This is a genomic window from Paractinoplanes durhamensis, assembly GCF_016862175.1.
Taxonomy (GTDB): Bacteria; Actinomycetota; Actinomycetes; order Mycobacteriales; family Micromonosporaceae; genus Actinoplanes; species Actinoplanes durhamensis.
In genome coordinates, this window is sequence record NZ_BOML01000046.1 from 45,600 (window position 1) to 72,170 (window position 26,571).

The following is a 26,571-nucleotide window of genomic DNA, read 5'->3' on the forward strand; positions in this document are numbered from 1 at the left end:
AACGCTGACGGCACGGCCCGGGGCGGTCAGCCCCGGGCCGTCCGGCTCGGATCAGCTTCCGGCGGGCGCCGGTGACACCGGGATGTCCCGGCGCCCCCGCGCTACCCCGATCACGTAGTCGACCAGCAGGAACGCGGCCAGCGGGACCCCGAACAGCGGCACCACCCAGGCGAACCCGAACACCAGCGGAACGCCCACCGCGATCCCCCACGGCGGCAACTGCTGCCAGGCGCCGCGCGCGGGCGGCGCCCCGGCCATCGCCCGGCGGCCGGCCCGGGTCGGCCGCCGCTGCCACCACATCCGGTACCCCCAGACGATCACGCAGATCAGGCCGAGCGCGAGGGCCGCGAGCAGCAGCTGGTTGACGAGACCGAACAGCTGTCCCATGTGGGCGTAGATGCCCCACTGGGTCAGCTTGGCCATGAACGGCCAGTCGGCGAAGTCGGCCCGGTCGGTGACCTGCCCGGTGGCGGCGTCGATGGCGACGCTGTCCCGCTCGATCGGCCAGAGCGCCCGCGTCTCGGTCACCGACCAGGCGGTGGCGGTGTCGCCCGGAACGGTGATGCTGACCGTGCCGTCGACCCCGTTCGCCCGAGCCACCTTCAGCACCGCGTCGACGGCGGCCGGATCGACCGAGCCGGTAGCCCCACCGGCGGCGGCGTCATGGTGCCCACCGGAAGCGGCGGGCGCGCCACCGGTCAGCGCCGTGGACACGGCCGGCCGGCTGCCGTCGAGCGCATCGACCGCCGCCCCGAAGTTCCCGCCGGCATACTCCGACCAGGTCAGCCCGGTCAGCGACAGGAACAACAACCCGACGGTCAGCCACACCCCGGTCGCGGCATGGAAGCTACGGGTACGGCGTACCCCCTTCTTCGCCCCCAGATCGGGCGTGAGCATCTTCCGCCCGCGCTGCCGCCGCCACCACAGAAGCAGCCCGCCGAGCGCGATGACCGCGAGCCAGCTGGCGGCGAACTCCGAGTAGTACCGGCCGACCGTCCCGAGATGCAGGCTGGTGTGCAGGTCGTCGAGCCAGGTCTGCAGCGGCGTGCTGGTCCACCATGTGGTGAGCTGCCCGGTGACCGCGCCGGTGTACTGATTCACGTACACCGTGTGCTGATGCTCGACGTCGAGCGCGGGCGAGCTGAAGTCGACCTGAGTGGTCCGGTCGCCGTCACCGGGCCGGATGGCGGTGACGGCGCCCTCCGGGTGGGCGACACGGGCCGCGGCGATCTGCTCGGCCAGCGGCTTGACCGGACCACCCGGATCAGCGACGACGAGTTCCTCGGCGTACACCATGCGGTCGAATTGGGGTGTGAACGTGTATGCGAGCCCGCTCAACGCCGCGAGCAGCAGAAACGGCGCCACAAAAATGCCGGCGTAGAAGTGCAGCCGCAACAGCAGCGGCCCGAAACCGGCGGCCCGCGCGGGACGAGTTCTCGGTAACGGTGGGGCGGAGGACGGCGGAGCTTCCGTGGACATGGGCACCTCGCTCGACTGGGGATGTGCGCATTGGTCGGCCCCATCCGGCGAAAGGTTCCCGCGATGACAGTCGTCATCGGATCACATGCCAATTGTCATCGACGCTGTGTACGACCGCCGGAACCACGAAGCTCCAGGATTCTCGCAGGGCTACTCCGACGGCGCTCCGGCCGGGATCCGGCGAGCGGCCGCCTGGGCGAAACCCCGGATCACCGGGTGTACGCCGTCCGTGTGCAACTCCGGCTGGAAGAGCGTGGCCAGGAAGAACGGGTGCTCGGGCAGCTCGGCCACCCGCACCTCACCGGCGTCGTCGTGCCCACTGAAACGCATGCCGTGCGCGGCCAGCAGATCGATGTAACCGGCCGCGATCCCGTAGCTGCAGTGGTAGCGCTCCACGGTGCGACCGGCGCCGAGCAGCGTCTCGGCCCGCGACCCGGCGACCAGATTGATCGCCCCTTCGTGGCCGACCAGCGAGCAGGTCAGCTCGGCGATCAGCGCGTCGCTGCCGGGCCCCTCGTCGTTCTCGGCGTGCCGGGCCTCCGGCATGCCGCAGACGTTGCGGGCGAACTCCAGCATCGCGTGCTGGAACCCGCCGCAGGTGCCGAGGAACGGAATCCCGGCGGTCCGGGCGGTGTGCGCGGCGGCCACCGCCCCGGCCTCGCTGCGGTAGGGACTGCCCGGCGCCAGCCAGATCCCGGCGAAGCCGCGCAGCGCGGCCGGGTCCTCCGCCTCCGGCGACGGGATCCAGTAGGCGTCCAGGTCGATCTGCTCCTCCTCGCGGAGGGCGTCGAGGATCGCGGGGATGCGCGAGTGGGCGCGCACGGCGGGTGATCGGTCTCCGACCAGGGCAATCGAAATCATGCCCCCAATGCTGCGGCCGCCGGTGACATCACGTCCAACGATGAAACCTGCACGCTCCATTAGCATCCCTGATGTGGATCCCCACCTGCTCCGCACGTTCCTGGCCGTGGCCGACACCGGTTCCTTCTCGGCGGCCGCGCAGCGCCTGCAATACACCCAGTCGGCGGTCTCGCAGCACATCGCGACCCTGGAGGCCGATCTCGGCACCCCGCTGTTCACCCGGCGCCCGGTGACGCCAACCCCGGCGGGCGAAAGGTTGCGGCGGCATGCGGCGCTTATTCTGGTACGCCTGGAAGCCGCCCGCGCCGACGTGACCCGTGCGCTCGCCCCGCCGGGCCGACTGGTTCTCGGCCTCACCCCGCTGGCCTGGGCCGCGCCGGTGGCGGCCGCCCTGGCGACGATCCGGGCCGAGTCGGCGCTGCTGCGCACCCACCTGAAGGTCGCCGCCCGCGACCGGATCGTCGACGCGGTGGCGACCGGCGAGTACGACCTGGGCCTGGTCGACGGCTTCGCGGCGCCGAGCGACCCGTTGCGGCTGCCGGACGGCGGCCCCCGCGCGATCGGCGTCGCGGAGAGCCCGGCCGTGCTGGCGGTGCCGGCCGGCCACCCGTTGCGGGGCCGGAAACGGGTCGACCTGACCGACCTGACCGACGCCTACTGGATCGACGCGCCCGAGGTGGCCCCGTTCGCCCGGCTGCCGGTCGACGGCCTGCGCGCGGGCCTGCGCTACGACGGCGGCGACACCGCGGTGCTGGCCGGCCTGGTCGCCGCCGGCCACGGCCTGGCCGTGCTGCCCGCCCCGCTGGTGGCCGCGCACGACGGCCTGACCGGCGTGCCGCTGGCCCGCCTGGTGCACCGGGTGGAGCTGCTGTCGCTGCGCGACGAGGAGGGACCGGCGGCCCGGCTGCGGGAACTTCTCAGCGCAGCGACTTGAGCAGCGCGATGTCGGCCGCGTGCCCTTCGTGCTCGACCGACGGGGTCTCCACGATCACCGGCACCGCGGCGACGGCCGGGTGGGTCATCAGCTCGGCGAACGCGGCCTCGCCGATCCGCCCCCGGCCGATCGTCTCGTGCCGGTCGCGGGTCGAGCCGCACTCGTCCTTCGAGTCGTTCGCGTGGATCAGCATGAGCCGGTCGGCGCCGACCGTGGCGATCAGCGCGTCCAGCGTCGCGGTCATCCCGCCCGGGGTGGCCAGGTCGTGCCCGGCCGCCCAGGCGTGGCAGGTGTCGAAGCAGACGCCCAGCCACGGGTGCTGCTCGGCGGCGGCCAGGTAGGGGCCGAGATCCTGCACCTTCGACGCCAGGCTGCGGCCACCGCCGGCGCTCGGCTCGACCAGAAGTTTCGGCAGGCCGCGGGCGGCCGCGTCGTCGAGCAGCGGCATCAGCGCCTCGTGCAGCTGGTGCATCGCCTTCTCGTCGTGCTCGGCGTCGACCGAGCTGCCCGCGTGGTAGACCACCGCGGCCGCGCCGATCGCCCGGCCGCGCTCCAGGGCGTGGGCCAGGGTCGCGATCGAGCGTTCGACGGTCAGCTCGGTCGGTGACCCGAGATTGACCAGGAGCGACGCATGAACGTACGCCGGGAGGCCGCGCTCGCCGATCCCGTCCCGGAACAGCGTGTCCTGCTTCGGGTCGCCGGGCGGCAGCGCCCAGCCGCGCGAGTTGGAGACGTACACCTGCAACGTCTCCGACCCGGCGGCGTCCACGTACGGCAGGGCGGCCTTCGCCAGCCCGCCGGACGTCTTGGTGTGCGACCCGATCCGCCGCTGAGCGGGGATCGCGGCGACTCCGTCTAGAAGCATGCGATGACCACTTCGGTCTGCGGTGCCACCTGGGTGTTGGCGCCCGGGTTCTGCTGGCGTACGAAACCGTTCTGGTTGAAGCCCTCGACCCGCACCCGCAGGTTCATCCCCTGCAGCGTGGCCTGCGCCTGCTGGCAGGCCTGGTTGTTGAGGTCGGGGACGGTGACCAGCGGCGGGCCCTTGCTGACGTCGAGGGTGACCTCGGCGTCCTTGGCCGCGCCGGAGCCCGACTTCGGGGTCTGCGCGATCACCGTGTCGGCCGGCTGGTCGCTGTCCTTGTACCGCTCGACGGCGGTCAGGCCGAGCCCCTGCAGCTGGTTACGGGCGTCGTTGATGTTCTTACCGACCAGGTCGGGCACGGAGATCGGCGCGCGGCCCTTGCTCACCACGAGGGTGACCGTGTCGCCGCGCTTGAGCTCGGTGCCCTTCGCCGGGTCGGTGGACAGCACCGAGCCCTCCGGGACGATGTCGTCGTACTGTGCGGTGCCCTGCTTGACCTTCAGGCCGTTCTGCTCCAGCTCGGCCTTGGCCGCGGCCAACTCGATCCCGTTGAGATCGGGCACCTGGAAGCGCTCCGGGCCCAGCGACAGCACGAGGTTGAGCCGACCGCCGTTGACGATCCGCCCCTTCGGCGCCGGGTCCTGGCTGATCACCGAGTCCTTGGGGACGGTCTCGTTGTAGGCGCCGTCGCCGTAGAAGATCTCGAAGTTGTTCTGCCGGGCATACAGCTCGGCCTGCACCTTCGTCATGTTGATCATGCTCGGCGCCTCGGTGTAGCGACCGAGCGTCACATACCAGGTGCTGCCCAGCACGACCAGCACCATCAGGGCGACGGCCGAGGACAGCAGGATGCGGCGGCGGTCGAACCGGGGGCCGCCGGAGAGCCGGGCGTCGCCGCGCCGGTACGTCTGCGCGGCACGGGCCTGCTCGGGCAGCTTCGCCCAGCTGGGCCGGTCGGTCACCGCGGACATCATCGCGGTCGCGTCGGCGGCGCCGGGGGCGCCGGGAGCGCCGGGCCGGGACTGCGGCACCTGGCGCAGCAGGGCGGTCTCGACGTTGGCGGCACCCAGGTCGTCGCGGACCGACTGGACCTCGCCGAGCAGCGCACCGGCGTCGGTGGGCCGCGCGCCCGGGTCGCGGCGGGTGGCCCGGGCGACCAGGTCGTCGAGCGCCTTGGGGACGCCCTTGACGATCGCCGACGGCGGCGGGACGTCGTTGTCGACGTGCTGCCAGGCGACCTCGACCGGGTCGTCGCCGTCGAACGGGACGCGGCCGGTGAGCATCTCGTAGAGCACGATGCCGGCCGAGTAGACGTCGGTGCGGGCGTCCGCGTGCCCGTCCGTCACCAGCTCGGGGGCGACGTAGGCGACGGTGGCCATCAGCTGGCCGGAGTCGTCGACGCTGCTCGCCTCGACCGCGCGGGCCAGGCCGAAGTCGGCCACCTTGACCACGGCGTCGACCAGATTGCCGGAACCGCCGCTGGGCGCCTCGGCGACCAGCACGTTCTCCGGCTTGACGTCGCGGTGGACCAGCCCGGCCCGGTGCGCGGCGGCGATCGCGGCGAGCATCTGCTCGAGGATCGCGCAGGCCTCGCTGGGGCTGAGCCGGCGGCGCTGGGTGAGCACGTCACGCAGCGTGCGACCGTGCACGTACTCCATGACGAGGTAGGGCAGGCCCTGGTGGCGGCCCTGGTCGTACACGGCCACGACGTTGGGGTGGGTGAGCCTGGCGATCGTCTTGGCCTCGTCGGTGAACCTGTCCACGAAGTGGACATTCGTCGCCTGCGAGGGATGAATGATCTTCAGGGCCACGGTGCGTTCGAGTCGCTGATCGGTGGCCGTGTAGACGGTCGCCATGCCACCACGGGCCACGCGACCGGTGATCCGGTAGCGGCCGTCAATCGTCGTGCCGATCAACGTGTCGGCGACTGTGGTGTCCATCGGCGTGAAGTGTATGTGTCTTTCGTGTGGGGGCAGACCAGGATGTCACAGCTGAGTCCAAACGGGTACGCCCGCGAGCCTGACCAGCGGCTTCCATGAGCGGCCCATCGGACGTCTGCCCCGACAAAGGGCGATTTAGTTGTGTCGGCGGCGATACCAGGAATCCGGTGATTCGCCGGGTTCGACCGAATCGGCGGGTGTGGCCGAGGTCTCGCTCGATGAGACGGAGGCACTGGGCGACGGCGAGCCGGAGGGCGACAGCGACACCGACGGACTGGGCACGGTCGGCGTCGGCACCGGCGGGTGCGCACCGGCGACGGCGGTCTTCGCCGGCTTGGTGGTCCGAATCGGACTCACCTTCCGTGCCGGCATGGTCACCGGATCGGTCGTGGCCGGGGTGGGTGCGGCCGGCCGGGCTTTCGCGGCCCGGGTACGGGGTGCGCTCGTGCGCCCCGCCGCCGGCCCGGCGCCGATCCCGGCGTTGGGGGTGTAGACGCTGGTCACCGCGGGCTGCGGCGGAAACGTGTCCGCGGCCGCCGGCGTCTCCCCCAGCAGCGACCCCAGCCCGCTGACCACGCCCAGGTAGGCGCCGACCGCCCCGACCACGGTCAGCACCCCGAGAGCGGTGACGGCAAGGGCCCGCCGCGGCCGCCTGACCTGTGCGACGGGAAGACTCTGGGAGTGAATGTCGAAGCCGGTGAAGCCACCGAACGTGTTCATCCCGGTCGACGTCATGTCCGGTCCGCCCGACGGCGGCTCGACCGGTCGCCGGCCCATGTCGTAGCGGACCGAGCGCACTGCGCCGGTCAGCTCGGTGCGGACTCTCCGCAGCAGGCTCATGCGTTCGTTCTCCGATCTGGCACGCTGTAGGTGTGAGCGATTCCGTAACCGCCGGGCCGGCCGCCTGGGTCAACCTGCCGGACCTCGCCGAGAAATTCGACGTGTCGATCAGCAAGATCCATCAGATGATCCGGGACGGGCACCTGCTGGCCGTCAAGCACGACGGGGTCCGCAAGGTCCCCGCGGAACTGGTGGCCAACAGCACCGTCCTGAAGCACCTCCCCGGCATCCTGACCTTGCTGCGCGACGCCGGGTATAACGACGAAGAAGCCCTCCGGTGGCTCTACGAGCCCGACCCGACCGTCGACGGCAACGCCGCGCTCGGGCTGGGCGGCGACCGGGCACGCGAGGTGAAGCGGCGGGCGCAGGCCCTCGGCTTCTAGTGCTGCACCTCGCCTACCTGCTGGTCCTGGCAGGTTGCTTCGGGGCCGCGAGCTGGCTCGAGCCGGTGCTGCGGGTGAACGTTTTCCGCCGGTGGCGGCGGCTGTTGCTGGCCGTCGTCCCGGTGGTGATCGTCTTCGTGCTCTGGGACCTGGCGGCGATCGCGGCCGGGCACTGGCACTTCGATCCGGCGCAGACCACCGGGATCGTCTTCCCGGGCGGCCTGCCGCTGGACGAGGTGCTGTTCTTCGCGGTGGTCCCGGTCTGCGCGATCCTCGGTTTCGAGGCGGTCCGGGCCGTCCTGGGCAAACCGGCCGGCGACGAGTGACCTACACCGCAGCTGCCATCCTCGGCGTTCTGATCGCCGCCGTGCTGGATCTCTTCGTGCTGCGGGTGCGCCTGCTGCGCCGGGCGGTCTTCTGGGCGACCTACCCGATCATCATCACGTTCCAGCTGCTCTCGAACGGCATCCTGACCGGCCGGAACATCGTGATGTACAACCCCGGCGACATCCTGGGGCTACGGATCGCGTACGCCCCGGTCGAGGACTTGATCTTCGGTTTTGCCCTGGTTCTGCTCACCCTCGATCTGTGGGTGTGGTGGGGCCGCCGCGGCGTGCAACGCGAGCCGAGGGCCGGCGAGGGAAGCGCGCTACTCCGCCGGCTTCGCCGATAACCCCCAAAAGCGCTTATACCGTACGTCGGGTAGCGGCGTCCGCAAGCGCACGGAGCACCGTGCGCGCCTCCTCGTCCAGGTCGGCGCCCTCGAGCGCGGCCAGCGACGCCGTCATCAGCTCGTCGATCCGCCGCTCGGTGGCGGCCAGCGCCCCGCTGTCCCGGATCAGGGCCCGCAACCGCTCCACGCCCTCGTCGGTGAGCGACTGGTCGCCCAGACCGGTGTCCAATTCGTCCCACGCGCCGTCGCCGAGCGCCCCGAAGGCCGCCGCGACCAGGTACGTCCGCTTTCCCTCGCGCAGGTCGTCCCCGGCCGGCTTGCCGGTCTGCGACGGATCGCCGAAGACCCCCAGCACGTCGTCGCGCAGCTGGAACGCCTCCCCGAGCGGGAGCCCGAACGCCGTGTACGCCGCGAAGATCTCCGCCGGCGCTCCCGCGATGGCCGCGCCCAGCAGCAGCGGTCGCTCGACCGTGTATTTCGCGGCCTTGAAGCGGGCCACCTTGCCGGCCCGCTCCAGCGAGGTGTCCGCGGTCGCCTGGGTGAGCACGTCCAGGTACTGGCCGGCGGTCACCTCGGTGCGCATCTCGTCGAAGACCGGCCGGGCCCGGGTCAGCTCGGCCGGCGTCAGCCCCGACGTGTGCAGCAGCTCGTCCGACCAGACCAGCGCCAGATCGCCGAGCAGCACCGCCGCCGCGTCACCGAACGACGACGCCGCACCCCGCCACCCGGCCGCGGCGTGCCGGCTCTCGAACCGGCGATGCACCGACGGCTCGCCACGCCGGGTGTCCGAGCGGTCCATCAGATCGTCGTGGATCAGCGCGCTCGCCTGCACCAGCTCGAGCGCCGCGACCGCGGCCACCACCAGGTCGCTGTCGGTGCCGCCGGCCCCGCGGTAACCCCAGTAGGCGAAGGCGGGCCGCAGCCGCTTGCCACCACCCAGCACGAACGCCTCGAGCGCGTCGGACACCTCGGCCAGGGCCGGATCGATCCCGGCCAGCCGGGTGCGCTGCTCGGCGAGGAACGCGGCGAGGGCCTTGTCGACCCGAGGTCGCAGGCCGGCCACTTCGACAGGGGAGGTCACGGGGCAAACGCTAGCCGACACCCCGGCGGTAGAGTCTCCGACGTGGCTCTCGGACTTCCTTCACGTTTACCCGGCACACCGGCGATCGGTGAGCTGATCCGGGGTGCCGGGCCGACCTTCTCGTTCGAGTTCTTCCCGCCCAAGACGGCCGAGGGCGAAAAGCTGCTCTGGCGGGCCATCCGCGAGCTGGAGACGCTGCGGCCGAGTTTCGTCTCGATCACGTACGGCGCGGGCGGCACCACGCGGGACACCACCGTCGCGGTCACCGAGCGGGTCGCCACCGAGACCACCCTGCTGCCGATGGCGCACCTGACCGCGGTCAACCACTCGATCGCCGAGCTGCGCAACGTGATCGGCCGGCTGGCCGGCGCGGGCATCCGCAACGTCCTGGCCGTGCGCGGCGACCCGCCCGGCGACCCGATGGGCGAGTGGGTGCAGCACCCCGAGGGCGTCCTCTACGCCGAGGACCTGGTCCGGCTCCTGAAGGAGTCGGGCGACTTCAGCGTGGGCGTGGCCGCCTTCCCCTACAAGCATCCCCGCTCGGCCGACACCGACACCGACACCGCCAACTTCGTCCGCAAATGCCGGGCCGGCGCCGACTTCGCGATCACCCAGATGTTCTTCGACGCCGACGAATATCTGCGCCTGCGCGACCGGGTGGCCGCGGCGAGCTGCGAGACCCCGATCGTGCCCGGCGTGATGCCGGTGACCCGGATGGCCACCATCGAGCGATCCTCGCAGCTGTCCGGCGCGCCGTTCCCGCCGAAGCTGCTGGAGCGTTTCGAGCGGGTCGCCGGCGACGAGGCGGCGGTGCGGGAGCTGGGCATCGAGGCGTGCGCCGAGATGTGCGCGAAGCTGCTCGACGAGGGCGTGCCGGGCATCCACTTCATCACGCTCAACCGCTCGACGGCGACCCGCGAGGTGTGGCAGCTGCTCTCCCCCGCCCAGATCGCCGCCGCCGCATAACACCCCACATGACCTGGGACGAGTACGCCGTGGCCTGGTCCCGGCTGCACGGCGGATTCAATCCGTCCACGGCCATGCCCGTGGTCCGCGGTTGGGTGCACACGGCGTACACCATCGGCTCTTTTCTCGGTAGTAAGCGCATCGGGCCCTCGGCCGTGACCACCGGGGGTCTGATCCTGTGTTTCGGTGTTCCCGCGCTCGCGCCGCTGAGCGGATGGGGCCTCGTTGCCGGCGCGATCCTGGTGCTGCTGGCGGCGCTCGCCGACACGCTCGACGGCGCCGTCGCGGTGGTCACCGGCAAGGCCAGCCGGCTCGGCTACGTGTACGACTCGGTCGCCGACCGGCTCGGCGAGGCGGCCTGGCTGCTCGCGTTCTGGCTGGCCGGAGCGCCGGGCGGACTGGTGGTCGCGGCGGGCGCGGCGAGCTGGCTCCATGAATACGTGCGGGCCCGCGCGACCGCCGCCGGAATGACCGAGATCGGCGTGGTCACGGTCGCCGAACGCCCGGTACGGGTGATCGTGGCGATCGCCGGACTGCTGGGCACCGCAGCCCTGGGCTCTTTTCTGGCCCAAATGTCGATGATCGTGTGGATCTTCCTGGCCGCGACCGGGTTGCTGCAGCTCACCGTGGCCGTGCGACGACAGCTCGGAGATCGTTAATCGGTTGTCCGAGGTGGACCACTTTTCTACCGTGTTGTCATCGCTCAGTCACGGGGAGGTGGCCACGATGAGCGCGGTTCTGGTCCTCAACGCCGACTGCGGCCCGCTGCACCGGGTCAGTCTCCGGCACGCCGTCCGCATGCTGTTCCGGCAGGTCGCCGTGGTGCACGAGGCCGAGCCGGACCGCCGGATCGGCGTCTACCCGATGCCCACCGTCGTGCGGCTGGTCAGCTACGTGGTGACGCGCTGGCGGCACAGCCGCGGCCCGGTGTGGTCACGCGCCGGCGTGCTGGCCCGCGACCACGGCGCCTGCGCCTACTGCGGCGCCCAGGCCTCCACCATCGACCACGTGCTGCCCCGCTCGCGCGGCGGCGCCAACGAATGGACCAACACGGTGGCCGCGTGCGGCCGCTGCAACAACCGCAAGCGCGACCGGACGCCGGCCGAGGCCCGGATGCCCTTGCGGACGCGGCCGTACGCACCGACCTGGGCGACGTTCGCATAATTCGCGGCCGGCGGGCCGACACGGGGGCAGGCCCGCCGGTCGTCAGTATTCGGGGCTGAATTCCGAGCTGTTTCCGCAGCTCAGAGCGTTTTGTCGTACAGGTGTGCGAACATGTCGGGGTGCTGGAGGACCTGACCGAGATCCGCGACCTGCTCGCCAAGTGCGACGGACCGCTGTGGTCGCGCGCCGACAGCGAGGTGCTGGCCGGCCTGGAAACCGCGTGGGCCTGCGCCCAGCAGACCCTGGCGATCACCGCCCGCCTGATCCACGAGGCCGAGTCGCGAGGCATCCCGCAACAGGAGGCGCAGTCCAGCACCCCGGTGTGGCTGCGGCAGCGGCTGCGCACCAGCATCTGGGAAGCCAAGCAACTGACCGCACTCGCCGCTGCCCTGGCCCGCTTCCCCGCCCTCGACGCCGCGATCACCGCGGGCACCCTCTCCGCCGACCAGGTCCGCACGATCGCTACGGCCCTGACCGCCCTGCCCACCGACACCGGCCCCGCCAAGACCACCGAGGCCGAGTCCGCGCTGATAGCCTTCGCCGCCGACTTCGACCCCACCAACCTGGCCAGGCTGGGCGCCCGCATCCTCGCGTACATCGACCCGGAGGCCGCCGACCGCCACGACGCGGAGCTGCTGAAACGCCAGGAGGAAAACGCCCGCCGCAGCCGGGGTTTCACGATGAGCCCGTTCGGCGACGGCCGGGTGCGCCTGTCCGGCTGGCTGGACACCACCGCCGCCGCCACGGTGAACGCCGCCCTCGATCCACTGTGCCACCCCGGCCAGGACGCCCAGATCGACGCCGACCTGACCCGCACACCGGCCCAGCGCCGAGCAGACGCCCTGGTCGACATCTGCAACCGGGTCCTACGCCAGGGAGACCTGCCCACCTCCGGCGGAGACCCGGCCCAGCTGGTGGTAACAATCCCCCTCGACACCCTCCGAACCACCCCGGCGACCGCGTTCACCCCGACCAAGGCGCCCACCCCGCCCACAGCGGCCAGCGCAGCCAACCCGCCCAGCGCGACCGGCGCGCCCAGCCCGACCAGCGCGCCCAGCCCGGCCAGCGCCGCCGCCGCGGCCACCCCATCCAGCGTGCCCAGCCCGCCGAGCGCCGCCGACCCGCCCAGCGCCGGCGCCCCGCCCAGCGCGACCACCGCCACCAGAGCGCGCAGCGCCGCCAGACCGCCAAGCCCGACCGCCGCGACCAGCGCGGCCAACCCGCCCAGCGCGGCCAGCGCGGCAGCCTCGGTCGGCGGGGGCGGTTGCGGTCGGCTGGATACCGGAGCCCCGGTCGGCGCCACCGAAGCACGCCTGCTGGCGTGCGACGCCCGGGTGGTCCCAGCCGTTCTCGGCACCGACGGGCAGGTCCTCGACGTCGGGCAAGCCCGCCGCCTGTTCACCGGCCCGCTACGCCGGGCCCTCGTCCTCCGGGATCGGGGCTGCAGCTTCCCCGGCTGCGATCGCCCTGCCGCGTGGTGCGAGGGCCATCATCTGATCCCGTGGGCCGACGGTGGACCAACAGCGCTGTCCAACGCCTGCCTGCTCTGCCGACATCACCACCGCGTCATCCACCACACCGATTGGAAGGCCCGCCTCGCCACGGACGGCCACCCCGAATTCATCCCACCCGCCACCGTCGACGCACAACGCCGCCCCCGGCGCAACATCTTCCACCGACGCGAATAGGCAAGACCCGCCATCGGCGGCGCCCCTCAGCCAGCCGCACTCCTCAGCGGCGGAGCCCAACGGCCCGCCCGCCCAGCCACGTGCTGCGCCCCAGCTACGTGTCGCACCCAGCCACGTGTCGCACCCAGCCACGCATCGCACCCAGCCACGCATCGCACCCAGCCACGCATCGCACCCAGCCACGCATAGGCGGCCATGACCGGGTGCGGGCCGGCGTACGCGCGCCGGCCCGCATCGGACGTCACCCCTTCGATCGCACCATGCCGTGCGGGTCCAGCACGTACTTCTTCGCGGCGCCGGAGTCGAAGTCCTGGTAGCCCTGCGGCGCCTGGTCCAGGGGGATCGCCGTGGCGTTGACGTTCTTCGCGATCTGCACCCGGTCGTGCAGGATCGCCATCATCAGGTTCCGGTTGTACTTCATCACCGGGCACTGGCCGGTGACGAACGAGTGCGACTTGGCCCAGCCCAGACCCAGGCGCAGCGACAGCGAACCAACCTTGGCCGCCTCGTCGACGCCGCCCGGGTCGCCGGTCACGTAGAGGCCGGGGATACCGATGGCGCCGCCGGCCCGGGTGATCTCCATCAGCGAGTTCAGCACCGTTGCCGGCATCTCGGTCTGCGCGTCCTGGCCGTGCCCCCGGGCCTCGAAGCCGACCGCGTCGACCGCGGAGTCGACAAGCGGCTGGCCGATCGCCGGGGCGTCCCTGCCGAGGATCTGCTGGACCTGCTCGGCCGGGTCGCCGTCCGCGACGTTGACGGTTTCGCAGCCGAAACTGCGGGCCTGCGCGAGGCGTTCCTCATTGAGGTCGCCGACGATCACGACGGCTGCGCCGAGCAGCCACGCCGAGGTGGCCGCGGCCAGACCGACCGGGCCGGCGCCGGCGATGTAGACGGTCGAGCCGGTGGTCACGCCGGCACTGACACAACCGTGATAGCCGGTCGGGAAGATGTCGGTGAGCATCGCCAGGTCGAGGATCTTCTCCAGGGCCTGGTCCCGGTCGGGGAACTTCAGCAGGTTCCAGTCCGCGTACGGGACGAGCACGTACTCCGCCTGCCCGCCGACCCAGCCGCCCATGTCGACGTAGCCGTACGCCGAACCCGGCCGATCGGGGTTGACGTTGAGACAGACGCCGGTCTTGCCCTCCTTGCAGTTGCGGCAGCGGCCGCAGGCGATGTTGAACGGCACCGAGCAGATGTCGCCGACCTTGACGAACTCGACGTCCGAACCGACGTCGATGACCTCGCCGGTGATCTCGTGACCGAGCACGAGCCCTTCCGGCGCGGTGGTGCGCCCGCGGACCATGTGCTGGTCGCTGCCGCAGATGTTGCTGGCCACGGTCCGCAGGATCGCCCCGTGCGGCGTACGGCGGCCGATGTTGGCCTTGTTGACGCCGGGACCGTCCCGCATCTCGTAGCCCGGATAAGCGATGTCCTGGATCTCGACCTTGCCGGGGCCCTGATAGACCACTGCGCGATTGGCTGGCATCGTTGCCTCCCATCGTCGGAACGGCGACGGATAGTCACGCCGCCATTACGGCCATGTAACGCCGACCGGGCCGGAAACAGAACCGTCGATTGTGACAAGTCCTGCCGATTCAGACATCCCTGCTTCAGACATCCCTGCTTCAGACATCCCTGCTTCAGACATCCCTGCTTCAGACATCCCTGCTTCAGGCATCGCCGCTTCAGACATCGCTGCTTCAGGCATCACCGCGCTACCGCAGGGTCGAGCAATGACAGGGTCCGCTGCTGCGCATCGAGGTCGGCGCGGATGCCGACCGGCATCGGCAGGTTCGGGCCGGCGTGCCCGATCTCGACGTTGCCCAGCACCGGGATGTCACGGTCGCCGAGCACGTCGAGGACGATCTCGGCAAGGGGCGATTCGTCGAGCCCGGCGATGTCGCGCGGGATGCCCACGACCATGCCGGCGATCCGATCGAGGATGCCGGAGTGCCGCATCACCTGCAGATAACTCCATACGTACGAGGCATGGCCGCCGAGCTCCTCCCAGAACAGCACAGCACCGTCGAACCGCTCGAGCGGCACCGCGAACGGCGTCGCCTGCACCAGCGCGATGCGGTTGATCACGCCGCCGATCAGCGGGCCCTGGACGCGACCGGGTCGCCAGCACTCCCACGACGGGCTCGCCGGCAGCGCACCGATCGCCGCGGTATCGGTCAGCAACCTCGCGTACAGCTTCTCGAGCTCCGCCCGGCGTGCCGCAGGCGCCGCCTGCCAGTGTCCGCCGAAGCCGGGCACGGCCATATCGGCATGAAACCCGACCAGGCCCGTACGGGCATGCAGCACCAGATGCAGCAGGGAGATGTCGCTGTAGCCGAGAATCGGCTTGGGATCGGCCCGGATCGCTTCGAAGTCGATCAGGTCGAGGTAACCGAACACCGTCTGGCCGCCGTCACTCGCCACGATCGCCCGGACCTCCGGGTCACGAAGAAGACCGTTGAGCTCCGCGGCGATCTCGGCCGGCGCGGCCGCACTCCACCACCGCTGCCGCCCGACCTGCAGCAGCGGTGCCCGGCGCACCCGAAACCCCATTCCCTGGAGTACGGCCACCGTCTGCTCGACATTCCTTTCGTACGCCGAGGGCAGCGGCCCGGACAGCGCAGCGATGACGACGAGATCGCCGGGCCGCAGCGCACGGGGTCGAAGCAGCCGAGGTGACGCCGAAACGGTCATCAGCGCAGTATTCGCACCCGCGCGACAGCCGGCCACGCATTTCCGCCCGCCCCGCACATCCGGCCACCACGCACATCCGGCCACTACGCACATCCGGCCACTACGCACATACAGGCAGAGTCGTCCCGGCGACGGATCATCTGGTAGCGGATGATCCGCGGCTAGGATTGCCCCCATGGCAGCACCTGATCGCACCGAGCGTGACATCACCGGCCTGCTCAACATGGCCGGCCACGTGCTCTCCAACCGGCTCGGCGCCGCGCTCGCCGACGTCGACCTCACGCCCCGCATGCAGTGCGTGCTGATCCACGCCCTGGAGGAGGAGCGCACCCAGATCCAGTTGGCGGCCCTCGCCGACCTCGACAAGACCACCATGGTCAGCACCGTCGACGACCTGGAGCGCCGCGGTTACGCCGAGCGGCGCCCCTCGGCGACCGACCGGCGGGCCCGGATCATCGCGGTCACCGAGAAGGGGCGCGCTGCCGCCGAGGAGGGCCAGCGCATCGTCGACCGGGTGCACGCCGACGCCCTGCACGCGCTGACCCCGGCCGACCGGGCCGCGTTCGTGGCCGCCCTCGGCGTACTCGCCGAAACCCCGAAGGACCCCGGCCCGCAGCCGATCCGCCGCGCGCGCGGCCGGTAGGCAGGGAGGCAAGCAGGTAGGTGGCTTTCAGATAGTCCGCTAGCGGATTATCTGCTACGGTCGAGTCATGAGCCCTTCCGCGAACCATCGCGCGGCCGCGCTGGCCGTGCTCTGCGCCATGTCGCTGATGATCGTGCTGGACAGCACGATCGTCGCCGTCGCCGTCCCGGACATTCAGCGCGACCTCGGCTTCTCTCCCGCCGGCGTCTCCTGGGTGGTCAACGCCTACCTGGTCGCCTTCGCCGGCCTGCTGCTGCTGGCTGGCCGCCTCGGCGACCTGCTGGGAGCATGGCGGGTCTTCCTGGCCGGGCTGGCCGTGTTCACCGTGGCCAGCCTGCTGTGCGGGCTGGCTCCGACGGCGGGCTGGCTGGTCGCCGGCCGGTTCGTCCAGGGAGCCGGCGGCGCGCTGGCCGCCGCCGTGGTCATCGGCATGATCGTGCGGCTGTTCCCGGAGCCCGGCGCGCAGGCGCGGGCCATGGGCATCTACAGCTTCACGCAGGCCGGCGGCGCCGCGTTCGGCTTCGTGGCCGGCGGCATCCTGACCGACGGGGTCGGCTGGCCCGCCATCTTCCTGATCAACATCCCGATCGGCATCGCGGTATATCTGGCCGGCCGCCGCCTGCTCCCCCGCGAGATCGGCCCCGGCTTCGCCGCGGGCCTGGATCTTCCGGGCGCGTTGCTGATCACCGCGGGTCTTTCCGCCGGGGTGTACGCCATCATCGCGAGCTCGGTCCTCGCCGGCGCCCTGTCCGTGCTGCTGATCGCCGCGTTCCTGCTGAGGCAGCGGTTCGCCCGCCGCCCGCTGATCGCCCTGCGGGTGCTGTCCCGCCCGTGGCTGCTGATCGCCAACGCCGCCGTCCTGCTGCTGTTCGCCACCGGGATGGGTTTCCAGTTCCTGAACGCCCTGTTCGTCCAGCGTGTGATGGGCTACGACGCCCTGGCCACCGGCCTGGCCTTCCTGCCGACCCCGGTGGTGATCGGCGCCGTCTCCCTGTTCGTGGCGCCGAGGGCGACGGCCCGCTTCGGCCCGCGCCCGGTTCTGCTCGCCGGCCTGACCGTGCTGCTGGCCGGCCTGCTGCTCCTGAACCGGGTCCCGGTGACCGTGTCCTACGTGTCCGACCTGCTCCCACCCCTGATCGTGATGGGCCTGGGCATCGGCGTCGCCATCCCGGCCATCATCATGCTGGCGATGGCCGGCGCCGCCCCCGCCGACACCGGCATGGTCTCCGGCTTCACCAACACCGCCCAGCAGGCCGGCGGCGCCCTGGGCCTCTCGATCCTGGCCGTGGTGGCCGCCAACCGCACCGCCGGCTCCGCCGAGGTGACCGCCCTGCACGACGGCTACATCCGGGGCTTCCTGGTGGCGGCCGGCTTCGTCACGGCCGCCCTGCTGATCACCGCCCTGTTCCTGCGCCACCTGCCGCAGACCCCAGAGCCGGGCACTGCACCGCCCGCGCCGGAGCCGGGAGCCACCGCGCGGCCCGCGCCGGAACTGGGAGCCGCCACACCACCCTCGACGGAAATGGAAGCCGCCCTCGCACCGCCCGAGCCGAACACCGTCCTCGCGCCGCCCACGCCCGGGCAGCCGGGCGCCGCAGCACCGCCCGCGCCAGGGTCAGCCGTCCACACCGCCACGGCCGTCGACGACCGGCAGCAGCAACCGGCGTGCGAGGCCTCGCGCTGACCAGCTTCTACCCGTGCAGTAGCTTGGCGCCGTCTCGGGCTTCTACGTCTCACGCGGGTAAATCTCGAGCGGGCTGAGGTAGGCGTGGACGAAGAAGTCGCGCACCGTGGCCGCATGGAGATGGCCGGCAACCGTCAGGTCCTCGCCGGCGAGGGTCGCGTGCACGTGAATCTGCCCGCCGGCCAGTTCCCCGGTGCCGGTTAGCTCGAACGGCTGGGCGTAGTCGCGGATCAGGTCGGTCAGCGCATCGTTCTTGCGCATCACGGAGATCCGTACCTCATGGACCGCACCGATGAGCGTGATCGCGCCGTCGGTGATGCCGAGGCCGGCCGCCGCGGCGGCGATCGTTGCCAGGACCTCCTGGCCCTTCGCCACCTTCACCAAATACGAACCGGTCACCGACTCAGTCTGCACCGGGCCGGGCGGCTCGGACTGAACGGCTCGGGAACAGGCAGCTAGGGACATGCGACTCGGGAGCACGCGACTCGGGAGCACGCGACTCGGGAGCACGCGACTCGGGAGCACGCGACTCGGGAGCACGCGACTCGGGAGCACGCGGTTTGGGATCAGGTGGTTTGGGATCAGGTGGTTTGAGGGTGGGCGGTCTGGCGCCGGGCGGCCAGGGACAGCGTGAGCAGGAGCAGGCCGGCGGCCGGTGCCAGGGTGAAGGCGGCGGGAGCGCCCGCGGCGTCGGCCAGGTGGCCGGCCAGGGAAGCGGCCAGGGCCGACCCGGCCGCGCTGCTCGAGTTGTTCCAGGTGAAGGCCTGGGTCAGGACTCCCGGGTGGACGGATCGCTCGGTTCGGATGCTCAGCAGGACCAGCGTCGGCGGCACGGCCGCCTCGGTCAGCACCACGGCGGCGCCCAGCCAGATCGGCGATGGAGCCAGCGGGAGCAGCAGGCCCGCGCCGGTCAAGTAGGCCGTGACCAGGATCAGCTGTCGGTCGGCGGGGGTGCGGTGCCGGCGCAGGCCGTACAGCCAGCCGGACAGCAGGCCGCCCAGGCTGGCGGCGGCCATGATCGGGGCGGCGGCGCCCGGTGTGCCGCGGCCGACGGCGAAGGCGCTCACCGCGACGCTCAACGTGCCGAAGTAGAGCCCGATCGCCAGGTTGAGCATGGCGGTCAGGAGGAAGGCCGGTCGTAGCAGCGAACCTTCGGTGCCGGGGGCGGTGCTCGCGGCCGGCGGGGGTGCGGTGCGGGGCTGGGCGGTCAGGGCGGCGCCGCCGGTCACGATCAGGGTCGCGGCGATGGCGGTGGCCACGGCCGGGTGACCCGCCGCGCCGAGGGTGGCTGCCAGGACCGGGCCGAGGAGGAACGCGGTGGCGTTGGCCAGGGACTCCAGGGCGAAGGCGGCGGGCAGCTCGGCGGATCGTTCCGCGCGCAGCAGGTGCGCCCAGCGGGCGCCGGAGAGCGCGCCCAACTGGGGCACGGCCGCGCCGGCGCAGATGGCCGCGACGATCAGGGCGGCCAGGGACGTGGTGGGCAGGGACGTGGTGGGCAGGGACGTGGTGGGCAGGGACGTGGTGGGCAGGGACGTGGTGAGCAGGACGGCGGTGATGGCAGCGCCGTGCGCCAGGAGCGAGAACGGCAGGACGCGGGTCTGGCCCAGGCGGTCGACCACCCGGGCCAGCTGCGGGCCGATCAGGGCCTCGGCCAGGGCGAAACCCGCCGTGACCAGGCCGGCGGTGCCGTAGGAGCCGGTGCGGGCGTGCACCAGCCAGACCAGGGCGAGGCCGGTCATCGCGATGCCGACCCGGCCGACGGCCGCGGCCAGGAAGAACGCGGGGGCACCGGGGATGCGCAGCAGCGATCGATAGCTGGACATGGAGAGTCCTCGTCGCCGCCGGGCGACGCGGACCAACCGGGGTCGCCGGCGCCTGATCAAGCAGGTGAAGCAGGTGAAGCAGGTGAAGCGGGTGAAGCAGGTGAAGCGGGTGAAGCAGGTGAAGCGGGTGAAGCAGGTAGAGCAAGGGTGCGACCCGTGGCCCGACCGGGACGCTCAGGACTGCGGCGGGACGGGGCACGCGTCCACACCGCCACCCCGATCGCCGGGCGGAAGTGAATAGCGGAAGTGATTAGCGGAAGTGAATATCTGGCCCGGGCCATGACGGGACCGGGCGACTAGCGGTGACTTTAGCAACGGGCCGGTCCGGTGGCGGTGTTGCCGCAACCGCTGAATGATGGGCCGATGCTCGCGATGGAGGCGATCCGGCGGCTGCTCGCGCTGCGGCACCGGGGCCGGGCCGAAGATCTGCCCGCGGTGATGGCGCACGTCGCGCCGCTGCTGGACGCCGAGTCGGCGGGGGTTCTGCTCATCGACTACGGGCAGTTGACGCTCTGCCCGCTGTTCGGCGGCGCGGACGGCGAGGTCGAACCGCAACAGGTCGAGGGGACGGCGGCCGGGCGCTGTTTCACCACGGCGGCCGACACCCACGAGGATGGGCGGCTCTGGCTGCCGCTGCTGCACGGCGCCGAGCGGCTCGGCGTACTCGGGCTGGGGTTCAAGGAACTGCCGTCGCCGGCGGCGCGGCGCGACCTGGAGGTGATCGCGGCGCTGGTGGCCGAGCTGATCGCCAGCCGGCGGTTCTACGGGGACGCGGTCGAGCACACCCGGCGGCGGCTGCCCATGCAACTGGCCGCCGAGATCATCTGGAATCAGCTACCGCCGCTGACCTGCGCGGTCGACGGCACGGTGGTGACCGCGGTGCTGGAGCCCTGCTACGACGTCGGCGGGGACTCGTTCGACTACGCGGTCAACGGGGATCTGCTGCACGTCGGGCTGTTCGACACGGTCGGGCACGGGATCAGCGCCAGTGCACTGACCACGCTGACGCTGAACACCTACCGCAACGCCCGCCGGTCGGGGCTGTCGCTGATCGACACGTGCCGGTCGATCGACAAGTGGATCCACGCGCAGTACCCGGGCAGTTTCGTGACCGCCCTGCTGGTGGAGCTGGACACGACGACCGGGCGGTACCGGCGGATCAGCGCCGGCCACCCGGCCGAGCTGATGCTGCGGGGCGGCCGGCACCTGCCGCAGCTGCGCACGCCGACGGCCCTGCCGCTCGGTCTCGGCCACATGATCGACCGGCCGCCGGGGGTCACCGAGCAGCAGCTCGAGCCGGGCGACACGATCGTCCTCTACACCGATGGCATCACCGAGGCGCGCGACGCAACCGGCACCCAGTTCGGGCCGGAGCGCCTGGCCGACTTCATGCTCACGGCTCTGCGGGCGGGCTTGACCGCCCCGGAGATCATGCGTCGGCTGGTGCTCTCCATCGTCGACTACGAGGAGGGCGAGCTCCGCGACGACGCGACCGCGGCGATGCTGCAGTGGCGCCACTAGGCTGATGTTCGCTGGAGGAGCTCGGCGGTGGCTGCCCACAGGCGGCGCTCCCGGTCGCGGTCCTGGGCGACCGGCTTCACCTCGGTGACCTTGTCGTGCACCACGAAGGCGCCGTCGCGCAGGCCGGCCCACCTGTCGTCGAGGGCGATCGAGGCCAGCTCCGGCCCGGAACTCTCCGGGGTGGACACCCCGGGCAGCCGCGCCACGCCGCGCGCGATCGCCTGGAGGGCTTCGGGCGCTCCCCGGCCGAGGGAGCTGCCGGGCATCCAGCCGGGTTCGAAGACCGCCACGTTGACGTCCCGGCCGGCCTGGCGCTGCAGCTCATGGGCGTAGTAGAGGATCGCCAGCTTGGCGTTGGAGTAGGCGACCCCGGCCGCCTTCATCCCCGGGTTCGCCGCGCCGGTCGCGGGCCGGGCGATCTCGACCGGGTCGCGCCAGTCCGCCTCGGGCACGCTCAGCAGCTTCCGCCAGAAGTTCGCGCTGTACGTGTTGGAGCCCAGCAGCACGATCCGGCCCGAGCCGGCAACCCGGTCGAGCAGGTCGCCGATCAGTTGGGCGTGGGCCAGGTAGTTCACGGCGAAGGTCATCTCGTAGCCGTCGGCGGAGGCGAGCCGGGTGTCGGTGGTCATGGCGCCGGCGTTGGCCACGATCGCGCCCAGAGGCCGCACCGCGCCGGAGTCGAGCAGGTCCCGGACGGTGGCCGCGGCCGCCCGCACGTCGGCGAGCCGGGCCAGGTCACATCCGATCTCGTGAACCACAGCGCCGCGGGCGCGGGCCGCGGCGGCGACCTCGGCGAGCGCCTTGCCGCTGCGGCCCACCAGCAGGAGGTCGGGGCGTTCACCAGGAGCACGGCCGGCCATGGCGAGGGTGGCGGCACGCCCGAGGCCGCGGGTCGGGCCGGTGATCAGCACGGTGTTTGTCATGGTCAGGAGCGTGGCGGAGCCGGAGCATCGCAGGCAGTCGTTCCGTTTTCGTAGGACTGCCAGGGCCAGGACAACCATGCCCGGGCCGCGCAGACTGGAGGCGTGGAGAGCTGGGAGTTCGGCCGTACGCTGCGCCGCTGGCGGGACCGGGTCAGCCCCGACGCGGTCGGGGTGCCGGCCGGGCGGCGCCGCCGGGCGAGCGGACTGCGCCGCGAGGAGCTGGCCGGCCTGGCCGGCATCTCGGCCGACTATCTGACCCGCCTCGAGCAGGGCCGGGCGACCGCGCCGTCGGCGCAGGTGGTGGAGTCGCTGGCCCGGGCCCTGCGGCTGTCCGGCACCGAGCGGGACCTGCTCTATCAGCTGGCCGGGCACGCCGCTCCGGGGCTCGACGTGGTGCCGTCCAGGGTCACCCCGAGCGTGCAGCGCCTGCTCGACCGGCTGGCGCACACGCCGGTCGTGGTCTACGACGCCACCTGGACGCTGGTGCTGGCCAACGCGCCCTACGACGCGCTGATGGGCGACACGACGGCGTGGCGCGGGCTGGAACGCAACGCGGTCTGGCGCAACCTCACCCGGCACCCCAGCCGCGTCGTGCACACCGAGCAGGAGCAGGCCGACCACGAGGCGCGACTGGTCGCCGATCTCCGGCTGACCGCTTCCCGCTACCCCGCCGACCGGGAGCTGCGCCGGCTGACCGGCGAACTGGCCGAGCAGTGCCCGCGCTTCACCGAGCTGTGGGACTCGGAGGCACCGCCACCGCCGGCCGACATGTCAAGGCACAAGGTGATCGACCATCCGGCGGTCGGCCGGATCACTCTCGACTGCGACACGCTCATCGTCGCCATGGACGATCTGCGGATCACGGTCTACACCGCCGAACCGGGCACCGAGGACGCCGAGCGCCTGGCCCTGGCCGTGGTCCTGGGTACCCAGACGCTGGTCTGAGCGAAAACCTAGGGATAGTCCTCGGCCGAGCTGGAGAAGGCCACGACCGTCGCCGCCGGGATGTCGAAGCCGAGGGTCAGGAAATGCCCCGGAGACAGTTCGACGCTGGACGGATTGGCCTGGTCGTGGTGGCCGGAGTCGTAGAGCTGGACGTCGGCGTACCCGTCCCAGGTCTCCAGGGGTCGCCGGACCAGGCGCCCGACGGTTTCCCGGTGCTCGGAGAACCGCTTCGAAAGGTCACCGTAGGTGACCAGGACCTCGCCGCCGGCCAGCGGCAGCGCATGGTGCGACGAGGCCGGCATGTCGGTGGGCACGGGGGCGGTCCAGGTGCGGCCGTCGTCAAAAGATCTTGCGAGGTACGCCGTTTCGACGGTGGTCCGGATCAGCGCGACGAGCTGACCGTCCAGGACGGTGAGGGTGGGTTCCTGGAAGTGGAATGTCGTCCCGGTCGCCAGCGCCACCTCGGACGAGGCCGGCCAGGTGTGGCCGCCGTCGGTGCTGCGGACGACCACCGCCCGGTGCCACCGCTCGCCGGGCGGCCGGTTGTAGACCGGCAGCAGCAGGTCACCGCCGGGCAGTTCGACGGCGGCGCCGTGCGAGGCCCACCACAGGCTGCCGACCAGCACCGGGTCGCCCCAGGTGCGGCCCTCGTCGGTGCTGCGGCGTACCTGTACGCCGTGGTTCTTGTGCTCCCGTTCGCTCGTCCATTCGAGGACGAAGTAGCTGAGCAGGATCGTCCCGTCGGCGAGAACCGCCAGTTTCGGGTCGCGGTCGTCGTGCGGGCCGTCGACCACGACCTGCGGCTCGCTCCAGGTGCGGCCGTCGTCGTCGGAGGCCACGACCGCGATCCGGCCCTCGTGACTGATGTGACCGGCACCTTCGCGATAGGCCGCGACAAGCTTGCCGCCGGCCAACCGGACCACGTCGGGAAAGTGCGCCTGCAGACCGTCGGCGGCCGTTGCCACCACTACCGGCTCGGACATGTCACGCCTCCTCGGCGAGACTAGGCATTTTCGGAAAGGATGGCGGTCAGCACCGTGATTGCCTGATCGAGGGCGCTGTCGTCGATGTCCAGGTGGACCACGATGCGGGCCAGGTGCGGCAGCATCGCGGCGAGGTGGACGTCCTTGGCCGCGGCCCGGGCGACGAACCCGGCGGCGTCCAGCTTCGTGGTGCTCAGGTCGATCAGGATCAGGTTCGTCCGGACCTGGGTGGGGTCGACCACGCCGTACTTGGCGAGGGCCACCGCCACCCGCTGGGCGCGCTCGTGGTCCTCGGCGAGCCGGGTGAGGTTGTGGGTGAGCGCGTAGTCGGCGGCAGCGGCGAGGATGCCGGCCTGCCGCATGCCACCGCCCATCCGCTTGCGGATGATCCGCGCCCGCGCGATGCGGTCGGCGCTGCCGACGACGAGCGAGCCGACCGGCGCGCCCAGCCCCTTGGACAGGCATACCGAGAGGGTGTCGAAGAGCCGGCCGTACGCGTCGAGCGGAACCCCGTCGGCGACGTGCGCGTGCCAGATGCGCGCACCGTCGCAGTGCAGGGCGATCTCGTCGGTGTCCGCGATGTCGCGCAAGGCCTGCAGCGTCGGTAGCGGGACGACTCCGCCGCCGCCCAGGTTGTGGGTCTGCTCGACGGCGATCGCCCGGGTCGCCACCGTGTAGCCGCCCGGCTTGCGGACCATCGCGGCGATCTGCGCCGGGTCGAGGTCGGCCCCGACCGAGCCCCACGTGCGCGACGAGATCCCGCCGGCCACCGCGGCCGCGCCCATCTCGTAGACCAGCACGTGCGCGTCACCGCCGGCCAGCAGTTCGCCGCCCGGCGGCACCACGAGCTGCAGGGCGATCTGGTTGGCCATCGTGCCGGACGGCGCGAACAGCGCCGCCTCGTGCCCGAACATCGTGGCCACCCGGGCTTCGAGCGCGTTGACCGTGGGGTCGTCGCCGAAGACGTCGTCGCCGACGATCGCCTCGGCCATCGCCCGGCGCATCGCGATCGACGGGCGAGTGACCGTGTCGGAACGCAGATCAACCACGGAGCATCTCCGCCACCAGGAAGGCGAGTTCGAGGCTCTGCTGCGTGTTCAGGCGCGGGTCGCAGGCCGTCTCGTAGCGGTCCGGCAGGTCGAGGTCCTCGATGCCCTGCGCGCCGCCCAGGCACTCGGTGACGTCCTCGCCGGTCAGCTCGATGTGGATGCCGCCCGGGTGGGTGCCGAGCCCGCGGTGCACCTCGAAGTAGCCGAGCACCTCGTCGACGATCCGGTCGAAGTGCCGGGTCTTGTAGCCGTTGGACGACTCGTGCGTGTTGCCGTGCATCGGGTCGCACTGCCAGACGACCTTGGCGCCGGTCGCGGTCACCTTCTCCACGATCGGGGGAAGCGCGTCGCGGACCTTGCCGTTGCCCATCCGGCTGATCAGGGTGAGCCGGCCGGGGATGTTGTCCGGGTTGAGCTTCTCGCACAGCTCGATCGCGGTCTCCGGGGAGGTGCCGGGGCCGAGCTTCACGCCGATCGGGTTGGCGATCCGGCTGATGAAGTCGATGTGCGCGTGGTCGAGCTGCCGGGTGCGCTCCCCCACCCAGAGGAAGTGCCCGCTCAGGCCGTACGCCTTACGGTCGCTGACCCGGGTGAGCGCCCGGTCGTACTCCAGCGCGAGCGCCTCGTGCGAGCAGTACAGGCTGACCGTACGCAAGGCTTCGTTGTCGGTCATGCCGCAGGCGCGGATGAAGTCGAGCGCGCGGTCGATCTCGCGGGCGATCGCCTCGTAGCGCTCGCCGGCCGCGGAGTCCCGGACGAAGTCCTTGTTCCAGCTGTGCAGCCCGTTCAGGTCGGCAAGACCACCCGAAAGGTACGCCCGGAGCATGTTCATCGCGGCGGCCGAGTTCGCGTACGCCCGGATCATCCGCTGCGGGTCGGCGACCCGGGCCTTCTCGTCCGGCTCCAGGGAGTTGATCAGGTCGCCGCGGTAGGCGGGGAGGCCGAGCGAGTCGGTCGGCGCGGAACGGGGCTTCGTGTACTGCCCCGCGACCCGGGCCACCTTGACCACCGGCATCGACGCGCCGTAGGTGAGCACGACCGCCATCTGCAGCAGCGTGCGGGCGTTGGCGAGCAGGTGGCTCTCGGTGTTGGCGTCGAACGTCTCGGCGCAGTCACCGCCCTGGAGCAGGAACGCCCGGCCCTCGCACACCTCGGCGAGCTTGACCCGCAGCTGGTCGACCTCGTAGGGCGCGACGATGGACGGGACGTTGTCGAGCACCTTGCAGACCGAGGCGACCTCATCCATGTCCGCCCATGGCGGCATCTGCACCCGGGGCAGCGAACGCCACCGGTCGAGGCCGAGGGCTTCGTCCTCGGCGGAGTCGGTGGACGGACGGGAGGTCTGGAAGGCCGGGTTACCGACCCCCGGGTAGCTCAGCTGGTGCCACTCACGGCGCATGCCACCAAGCCTACGAAAGCGGGGCACCGGACT

At 71.7% G+C, this 26,571-nt stretch carries 26 protein-coding genes; 12 read left to right on the forward strand and 14 right to left on the reverse strand.

Features of this window, described 5'->3' with window-relative positions; all coding sequences use genetic code 11:
- Positions 1-51: 51 nt before the first annotated feature.
- Together Adu01nite_RS28695 and Adu01nite_RS28700 are read right to left on the reverse strand one after the other, a co-directional pair.
- Positions 52-1,479 carry a PepSY-associated TM helix domain-containing protein gene (locus Adu01nite_RS28695; RefSeq protein ID WP_203731181.1) on the reverse strand — a complete coding sequence of 476 codons (1,428 nt, stop codon included), beginning with the start codon at positions 1,477-1,479 and terminating at the stop codon, positions 52-54.
- 150 nt (positions 1,480-1,629) lie between these two features.
- On the reverse strand, positions 1,630-2,340 hold the full coding sequence (locus Adu01nite_RS28700; RefSeq protein WP_203731183.1) for a CTP synthase C-terminal region-related (seleno)protein: 711 nt from the start codon (positions 2,338-2,340) through the stop codon (positions 1,630-1,632).
- A gap of 73 nt (positions 2,341-2,413) precedes the next feature.
- Here Adu01nite_RS28700 and Adu01nite_RS28705 point away from each other — a divergent pair, with 73 nt between their 5' ends.
- Positions 2,414-3,274, forward strand: a complete 861-nt coding sequence (locus tag Adu01nite_RS28705) for a LysR family transcriptional regulator (RefSeq protein WP_203731185.1) — start codon at positions 2,414-2,416, stop codon at positions 3,272-3,274.
- On the opposite strand, the gene Adu01nite_RS28710 is transcribed toward Adu01nite_RS28705, so the two are convergent.
- The 3 genes from Adu01nite_RS28710 to Adu01nite_RS28720 form a co-directional block, all read right to left on the reverse strand.
- Positions 3,258-4,139 (reverse strand): deoxyribonuclease IV, encoded by an 882-nt coding sequence (locus tag Adu01nite_RS28710; protein ID WP_203731186.1) that lies wholly within the window; start codon positions 4,137-4,139, stop codon positions 3,258-3,260. The two genes, Adu01nite_RS28705 and Adu01nite_RS28710, sit on opposite strands and share 17 nt — an antisense overlap.
- Positions 4,130-6,079, reverse strand: a complete 1,950-nt coding sequence (gene pknB / locus Adu01nite_RS28715) for a Stk1 family PASTA domain-containing Ser/Thr kinase (protein WP_203731188.1) — start codon at positions 6,077-6,079, stop codon at positions 4,130-4,132. Before pknB ends, Adu01nite_RS28710 begins: the two co-directional genes overlap by 10 nt.
- A gap of 135 nt (positions 6,080-6,214) precedes the next feature.
- Positions 6,215-6,919 (reverse strand): hypothetical protein, encoded by a 705-nt coding sequence (locus Adu01nite_RS28720; protein ID WP_203731190.1) that lies wholly within the window; start codon positions 6,917-6,919, stop codon positions 6,215-6,217.
- Between the two features lie 32 nt (positions 6,920-6,951).
- On the opposite strand from Adu01nite_RS28720, the gene Adu01nite_RS28725 reads away from it, so the two are divergent.
- Genes Adu01nite_RS28725 through Adu01nite_RS28735 form a run of 3 tightly spaced genes read left to right on the forward strand, consistent with a single transcriptional unit; the run spans position 6,952 to position 7,975 of the window.
- On the forward strand, positions 6,952-7,302 hold the full coding sequence (locus Adu01nite_RS28725; RefSeq protein ID WP_203731191.1) for an Rv2175c family DNA-binding protein: 351 nt from the start codon (positions 6,952-6,954) through the stop codon (positions 7,300-7,302).
- Positions 7,302-7,628, forward strand: coding sequence for a lycopene cyclase domain-containing protein (locus tag Adu01nite_RS28730; protein WP_203731193.1), 327 nt, complete (start codon positions 7,302-7,304; stop codon positions 7,626-7,628). Before Adu01nite_RS28725 ends, Adu01nite_RS28730 begins: the two co-directional genes overlap by 1 nt.
- Entirely contained in the window at positions 7,625-7,975 is a 351-nt protein-coding gene (locus Adu01nite_RS28735) for a lycopene cyclase domain-containing protein (protein ID WP_203731194.1), read from the forward strand. The genes Adu01nite_RS28730 and Adu01nite_RS28735 overlap by 4 nt, the downstream gene beginning before the upstream one ends.
- A 13-nt stretch (positions 7,976-7,988) precedes the next feature.
- Here the strand turns inward: Adu01nite_RS28735 and Adu01nite_RS28740 are convergent, their stop codons facing one another.
- Entirely contained in the window at positions 7,989-9,056 is a 1,068-nt protein-coding gene (locus tag Adu01nite_RS28740) for a polyprenyl synthetase family protein (RefSeq protein ID WP_203731196.1), read from the reverse strand.
- Between the two features lie 42 nt (positions 9,057-9,098).
- Between Adu01nite_RS28740 and metF the strand changes: the two genes are divergently transcribed.
- The 4 genes from metF to Adu01nite_RS48000 all read left to right on the forward strand — a co-directional run bounded on the left by metF (position 9,099) and on the right by Adu01nite_RS48000 (position 12,874).
- On the forward strand, positions 9,099-10,022 hold the full coding sequence (gene metF / locus Adu01nite_RS28745; protein ID WP_203731198.1) for a methylenetetrahydrofolate reductase [NAD(P)H]: 924 nt from the start codon (positions 9,099-9,101) through the stop codon (positions 10,020-10,022).
- Positions 10,023-10,030: 8 nt separating this feature from the next.
- Complete coding sequence (locus Adu01nite_RS28750; protein WP_203731200.1) at positions 10,031-10,681, forward strand: CDP-alcohol phosphatidyltransferase family protein; 651 nt, start codon at positions 10,031-10,033, stop codon at positions 10,679-10,681.
- A 67-nt stretch (positions 10,682-10,748) separates the two neighbouring features.
- On the forward strand, positions 10,749-11,186 hold the full coding sequence (locus Adu01nite_RS28755; RefSeq protein ID WP_203731202.1) for an HNH endonuclease: 438 nt from the start codon (positions 10,749-10,751) through the stop codon (positions 11,184-11,186).
- A gap of 119 nt (positions 11,187-11,305) precedes the next feature.
- Positions 11,306-12,874, forward strand: coding sequence for an HNH endonuclease signature motif containing protein (locus Adu01nite_RS48000; RefSeq protein ID WP_239132764.1), 1,569 nt, complete (start codon positions 11,306-11,308; stop codon positions 12,872-12,874).
- Positions 12,875-13,115: 241 nt separating this feature from the next.
- Here Adu01nite_RS48000 and fdhA read toward each other — a convergent pair whose 3' ends face one another.
- Both fdhA and Adu01nite_RS28770 read right to left on the reverse strand, forming a co-directional pair.
- On the reverse strand, positions 13,116-14,360 hold the full coding sequence (fdhA, locus tag Adu01nite_RS28765) for a formaldehyde dehydrogenase, glutathione-independent (RefSeq protein WP_203731204.1): 1,245 nt from the start codon (positions 14,358-14,360) through the stop codon (positions 13,116-13,118).
- 221 nt (positions 14,361-14,581) lie between these two features.
- The gene (locus Adu01nite_RS28770) at positions 14,582-15,568 is read right to left on the reverse strand and encodes a S66 peptidase family protein (RefSeq protein ID WP_203731206.1); all 987 of its coding nucleotides are present in this window, start codon (positions 15,566-15,568) and stop codon (positions 14,582-14,584) included.
- Between the two features lie 175 nt (positions 15,569-15,743).
- On the opposite strand from Adu01nite_RS28770, the gene Adu01nite_RS28775 reads away from it, so the two are divergent.
- Complete coding sequence (locus tag Adu01nite_RS28775; RefSeq protein ID WP_203731208.1) at positions 15,744-16,211, forward strand: MarR family winged helix-turn-helix transcriptional regulator; 468 nt, start codon at positions 15,744-15,746, stop codon at positions 16,209-16,211.
- 67 nt (positions 16,212-16,278) lie between these two features.
- On the forward strand, positions 16,279-17,895 hold the full coding sequence (locus tag Adu01nite_RS28780) for an MFS transporter (protein WP_239132765.1): 1,617 nt from the start codon (positions 16,279-16,281) through the stop codon (positions 17,893-17,895).
- Between the two features lie 42 nt (positions 17,896-17,937).
- Here the strand turns inward: Adu01nite_RS28780 and Adu01nite_RS28785 are convergent, their stop codons facing one another.
- Together Adu01nite_RS28785 and Adu01nite_RS28790 are read right to left on the reverse strand one after the other, a co-directional pair.
- Positions 17,938-18,294: a PCC domain-containing protein gene (locus tag Adu01nite_RS28785; RefSeq protein ID WP_239132766.1), complete on the reverse strand. Its 357-nt coding sequence runs from the start codon at positions 18,292-18,294 to the stop codon at positions 17,938-17,940.
- A 182-nt stretch (positions 18,295-18,476) separates the two neighbouring features.
- Positions 18,477-19,718 carry an MFS transporter gene (locus Adu01nite_RS28790; protein ID WP_203731211.1) on the reverse strand — a complete coding sequence of 414 codons (1,242 nt, stop codon included), beginning with the start codon at positions 19,716-19,718 and terminating at the stop codon, positions 18,477-18,479.
- Positions 19,719-20,081: 363 nt separating this feature from the next.
- Here Adu01nite_RS28790 and Adu01nite_RS28795 point away from each other — a divergent pair, with 363 nt between their 5' ends.
- Positions 20,082-21,239, forward strand: a complete 1,158-nt coding sequence (locus tag Adu01nite_RS28795; protein WP_203731213.1) for a PP2C family protein-serine/threonine phosphatase — start codon at positions 20,082-20,084, stop codon at positions 21,237-21,239.
- Here Adu01nite_RS28795 and Adu01nite_RS28800 read toward each other — a convergent pair.
- Positions 21,236-22,162 (reverse strand): SDR family NAD(P)-dependent oxidoreductase, encoded by a 927-nt coding sequence (locus Adu01nite_RS28800; RefSeq protein ID WP_203731215.1) that lies wholly within the window; start codon positions 22,160-22,162, stop codon positions 21,236-21,238. The two genes, Adu01nite_RS28795 and Adu01nite_RS28800, sit on opposite strands and share 4 nt — an antisense overlap.
- Positions 22,163-22,264: 102 nt before the next feature.
- Here Adu01nite_RS28800 and Adu01nite_RS28805 point away from each other — a divergent pair, with 102 nt between their 5' ends.
- Positions 22,265-23,107 carry a helix-turn-helix transcriptional regulator gene (locus Adu01nite_RS28805; protein WP_203731217.1) on the forward strand — a complete coding sequence of 281 codons (843 nt, stop codon included), beginning with the start codon at positions 22,265-22,267 and terminating at the stop codon, positions 23,105-23,107.
- A gap of 8 nt (positions 23,108-23,115) precedes the next feature.
- Here the strand turns inward: Adu01nite_RS28805 and Adu01nite_RS28810 are convergent, their stop codons facing one another.
- From Adu01nite_RS28810 to Adu01nite_RS28820, 3 genes are read right to left on the reverse strand one after another with little or no spacing between them, the layout of a single operon-like run.
- Positions 23,116-24,090 carry a sialidase family protein gene (locus tag Adu01nite_RS28810; protein WP_203731219.1) on the reverse strand — a complete coding sequence of 325 codons (975 nt, stop codon included), beginning with the start codon at positions 24,088-24,090 and terminating at the stop codon, positions 23,116-23,118.
- Positions 24,091-24,110: 20 nt separating this feature from the next.
- On the reverse strand, positions 24,111-25,139 hold the full coding sequence (locus Adu01nite_RS28815; protein ID WP_203731221.1) for a threonine aldolase family protein: 1,029 nt from the start codon (positions 25,137-25,139) through the stop codon (positions 24,111-24,113).
- Entirely contained in the window at positions 25,132-26,538 is a 1,407-nt protein-coding gene (locus Adu01nite_RS28820) for a class II 3-deoxy-7-phosphoheptulonate synthase (protein ID WP_203731223.1), read from the reverse strand. The genes Adu01nite_RS28815 and Adu01nite_RS28820 overlap by 8 nt, the downstream gene beginning before the upstream one ends.
- Positions 26,539-26,571 lie beyond the last annotated feature (33 nt).

What these genes read in the sequence shown, in the direction of transcription:
- Adu01nite_RS28755 (WP_203731202.1), top strand. Translation starts at nt 10,749, where the DNA reads ATGAGCGCGGTTCTGGTCCTCAACGCCGACTGCGGCCCGCTGCACCGG.
- Adu01nite_RS28750 (WP_203731200.1), top strand. Translation starts at nt 10,031, where the DNA reads ATGACCTGGGACGAGTACGCCGTGGCCTGGTCCCGGCTGCACGGCGGA.
- Adu01nite_RS28720 (WP_203731190.1), bottom strand. Translation starts at nt 6,919, where the DNA reads ATGAGCCTGCTGCGGAGAGTCCGCACCGAGCTGACCGGCGCAGTGCGC.
- Adu01nite_RS28795 (WP_203731213.1), top strand. Translation starts at nt 20,082, where the DNA reads ATGCTCGCGATGGAGGCGATCCGGCGGCTGCTCGCGCTGCGGCACCGG.
- Adu01nite_RS28710 (WP_203731186.1), bottom strand. Translation starts at nt 4,139, where the DNA reads ATGCTTCTAGACGGAGTCGCCGCGATCCCCGCTCAGCGGCGGATCGGG.
- pknB (WP_203731188.1), bottom strand. Translation starts at nt 6,079, where the DNA reads ATGGACACCACAGTCGCCGACACGTTGATCGGCACGACGATTGACGGC.
- Adu01nite_RS28770 (WP_203731206.1), bottom strand. Translation starts at nt 15,568, where the DNA reads ATGACCGTTTCGGCGTCACCTCGGCTGCTTCGACCCCGTGCGCTGCGG.
- Adu01nite_RS28820 (WP_203731223.1), bottom strand. Translation starts at nt 26,538, where the DNA reads ATGCGCCGTGAGTGGCACCAGCTGAGCTACCCGGGGGTCGGTAACCCG.
- Adu01nite_RS28800 (WP_203731215.1), bottom strand. Translation starts at nt 22,162, where the DNA reads ATGACAAACACCGTGCTGATCACCGGCCCGACCCGCGGCCTCGGGCGT.
- Adu01nite_RS28700 (WP_203731183.1), bottom strand. Translation starts at nt 2,340, where the DNA reads ATGATTTCGATTGCCCTGGTCGGAGACCGATCACCCGCCGTGCGCGCC.
- Adu01nite_RS28780 (WP_239132765.1), top strand. Translation starts at nt 16,279, where the DNA reads ATGAGCCCTTCCGCGAACCATCGCGCGGCCGCGCTGGCCGTGCTCTGC.
- Adu01nite_RS28695 (WP_203731181.1), bottom strand. Translation starts at nt 1,479, where the DNA reads ATGTCCACGGAAGCTCCGCCGTCCTCCGCCCCACCGTTACCGAGAACT.
- Adu01nite_RS28810 (WP_203731219.1), bottom strand. Translation starts at nt 24,090, where the DNA reads ATGTCCGAGCCGGTAGTGGTGGCAACGGCCGCCGACGGTCTGCAGGCG.
- fdhA (WP_203731204.1), bottom strand. Translation starts at nt 14,360, where the DNA reads ATGCCAGCCAATCGCGCAGTGGTCTATCAGGGCCCCGGCAAGGTCGAG.
- Adu01nite_RS28790 (WP_203731211.1), bottom strand. Translation starts at nt 19,718, where the DNA reads ATGTCCAGCTATCGATCGCTGCTGCGCATCCCCGGTGCCCCCGCGTTC.
- Adu01nite_RS28775 (WP_203731208.1), top strand. Translation starts at nt 15,744, where the DNA reads ATGGCAGCACCTGATCGCACCGAGCGTGACATCACCGGCCTGCTCAAC.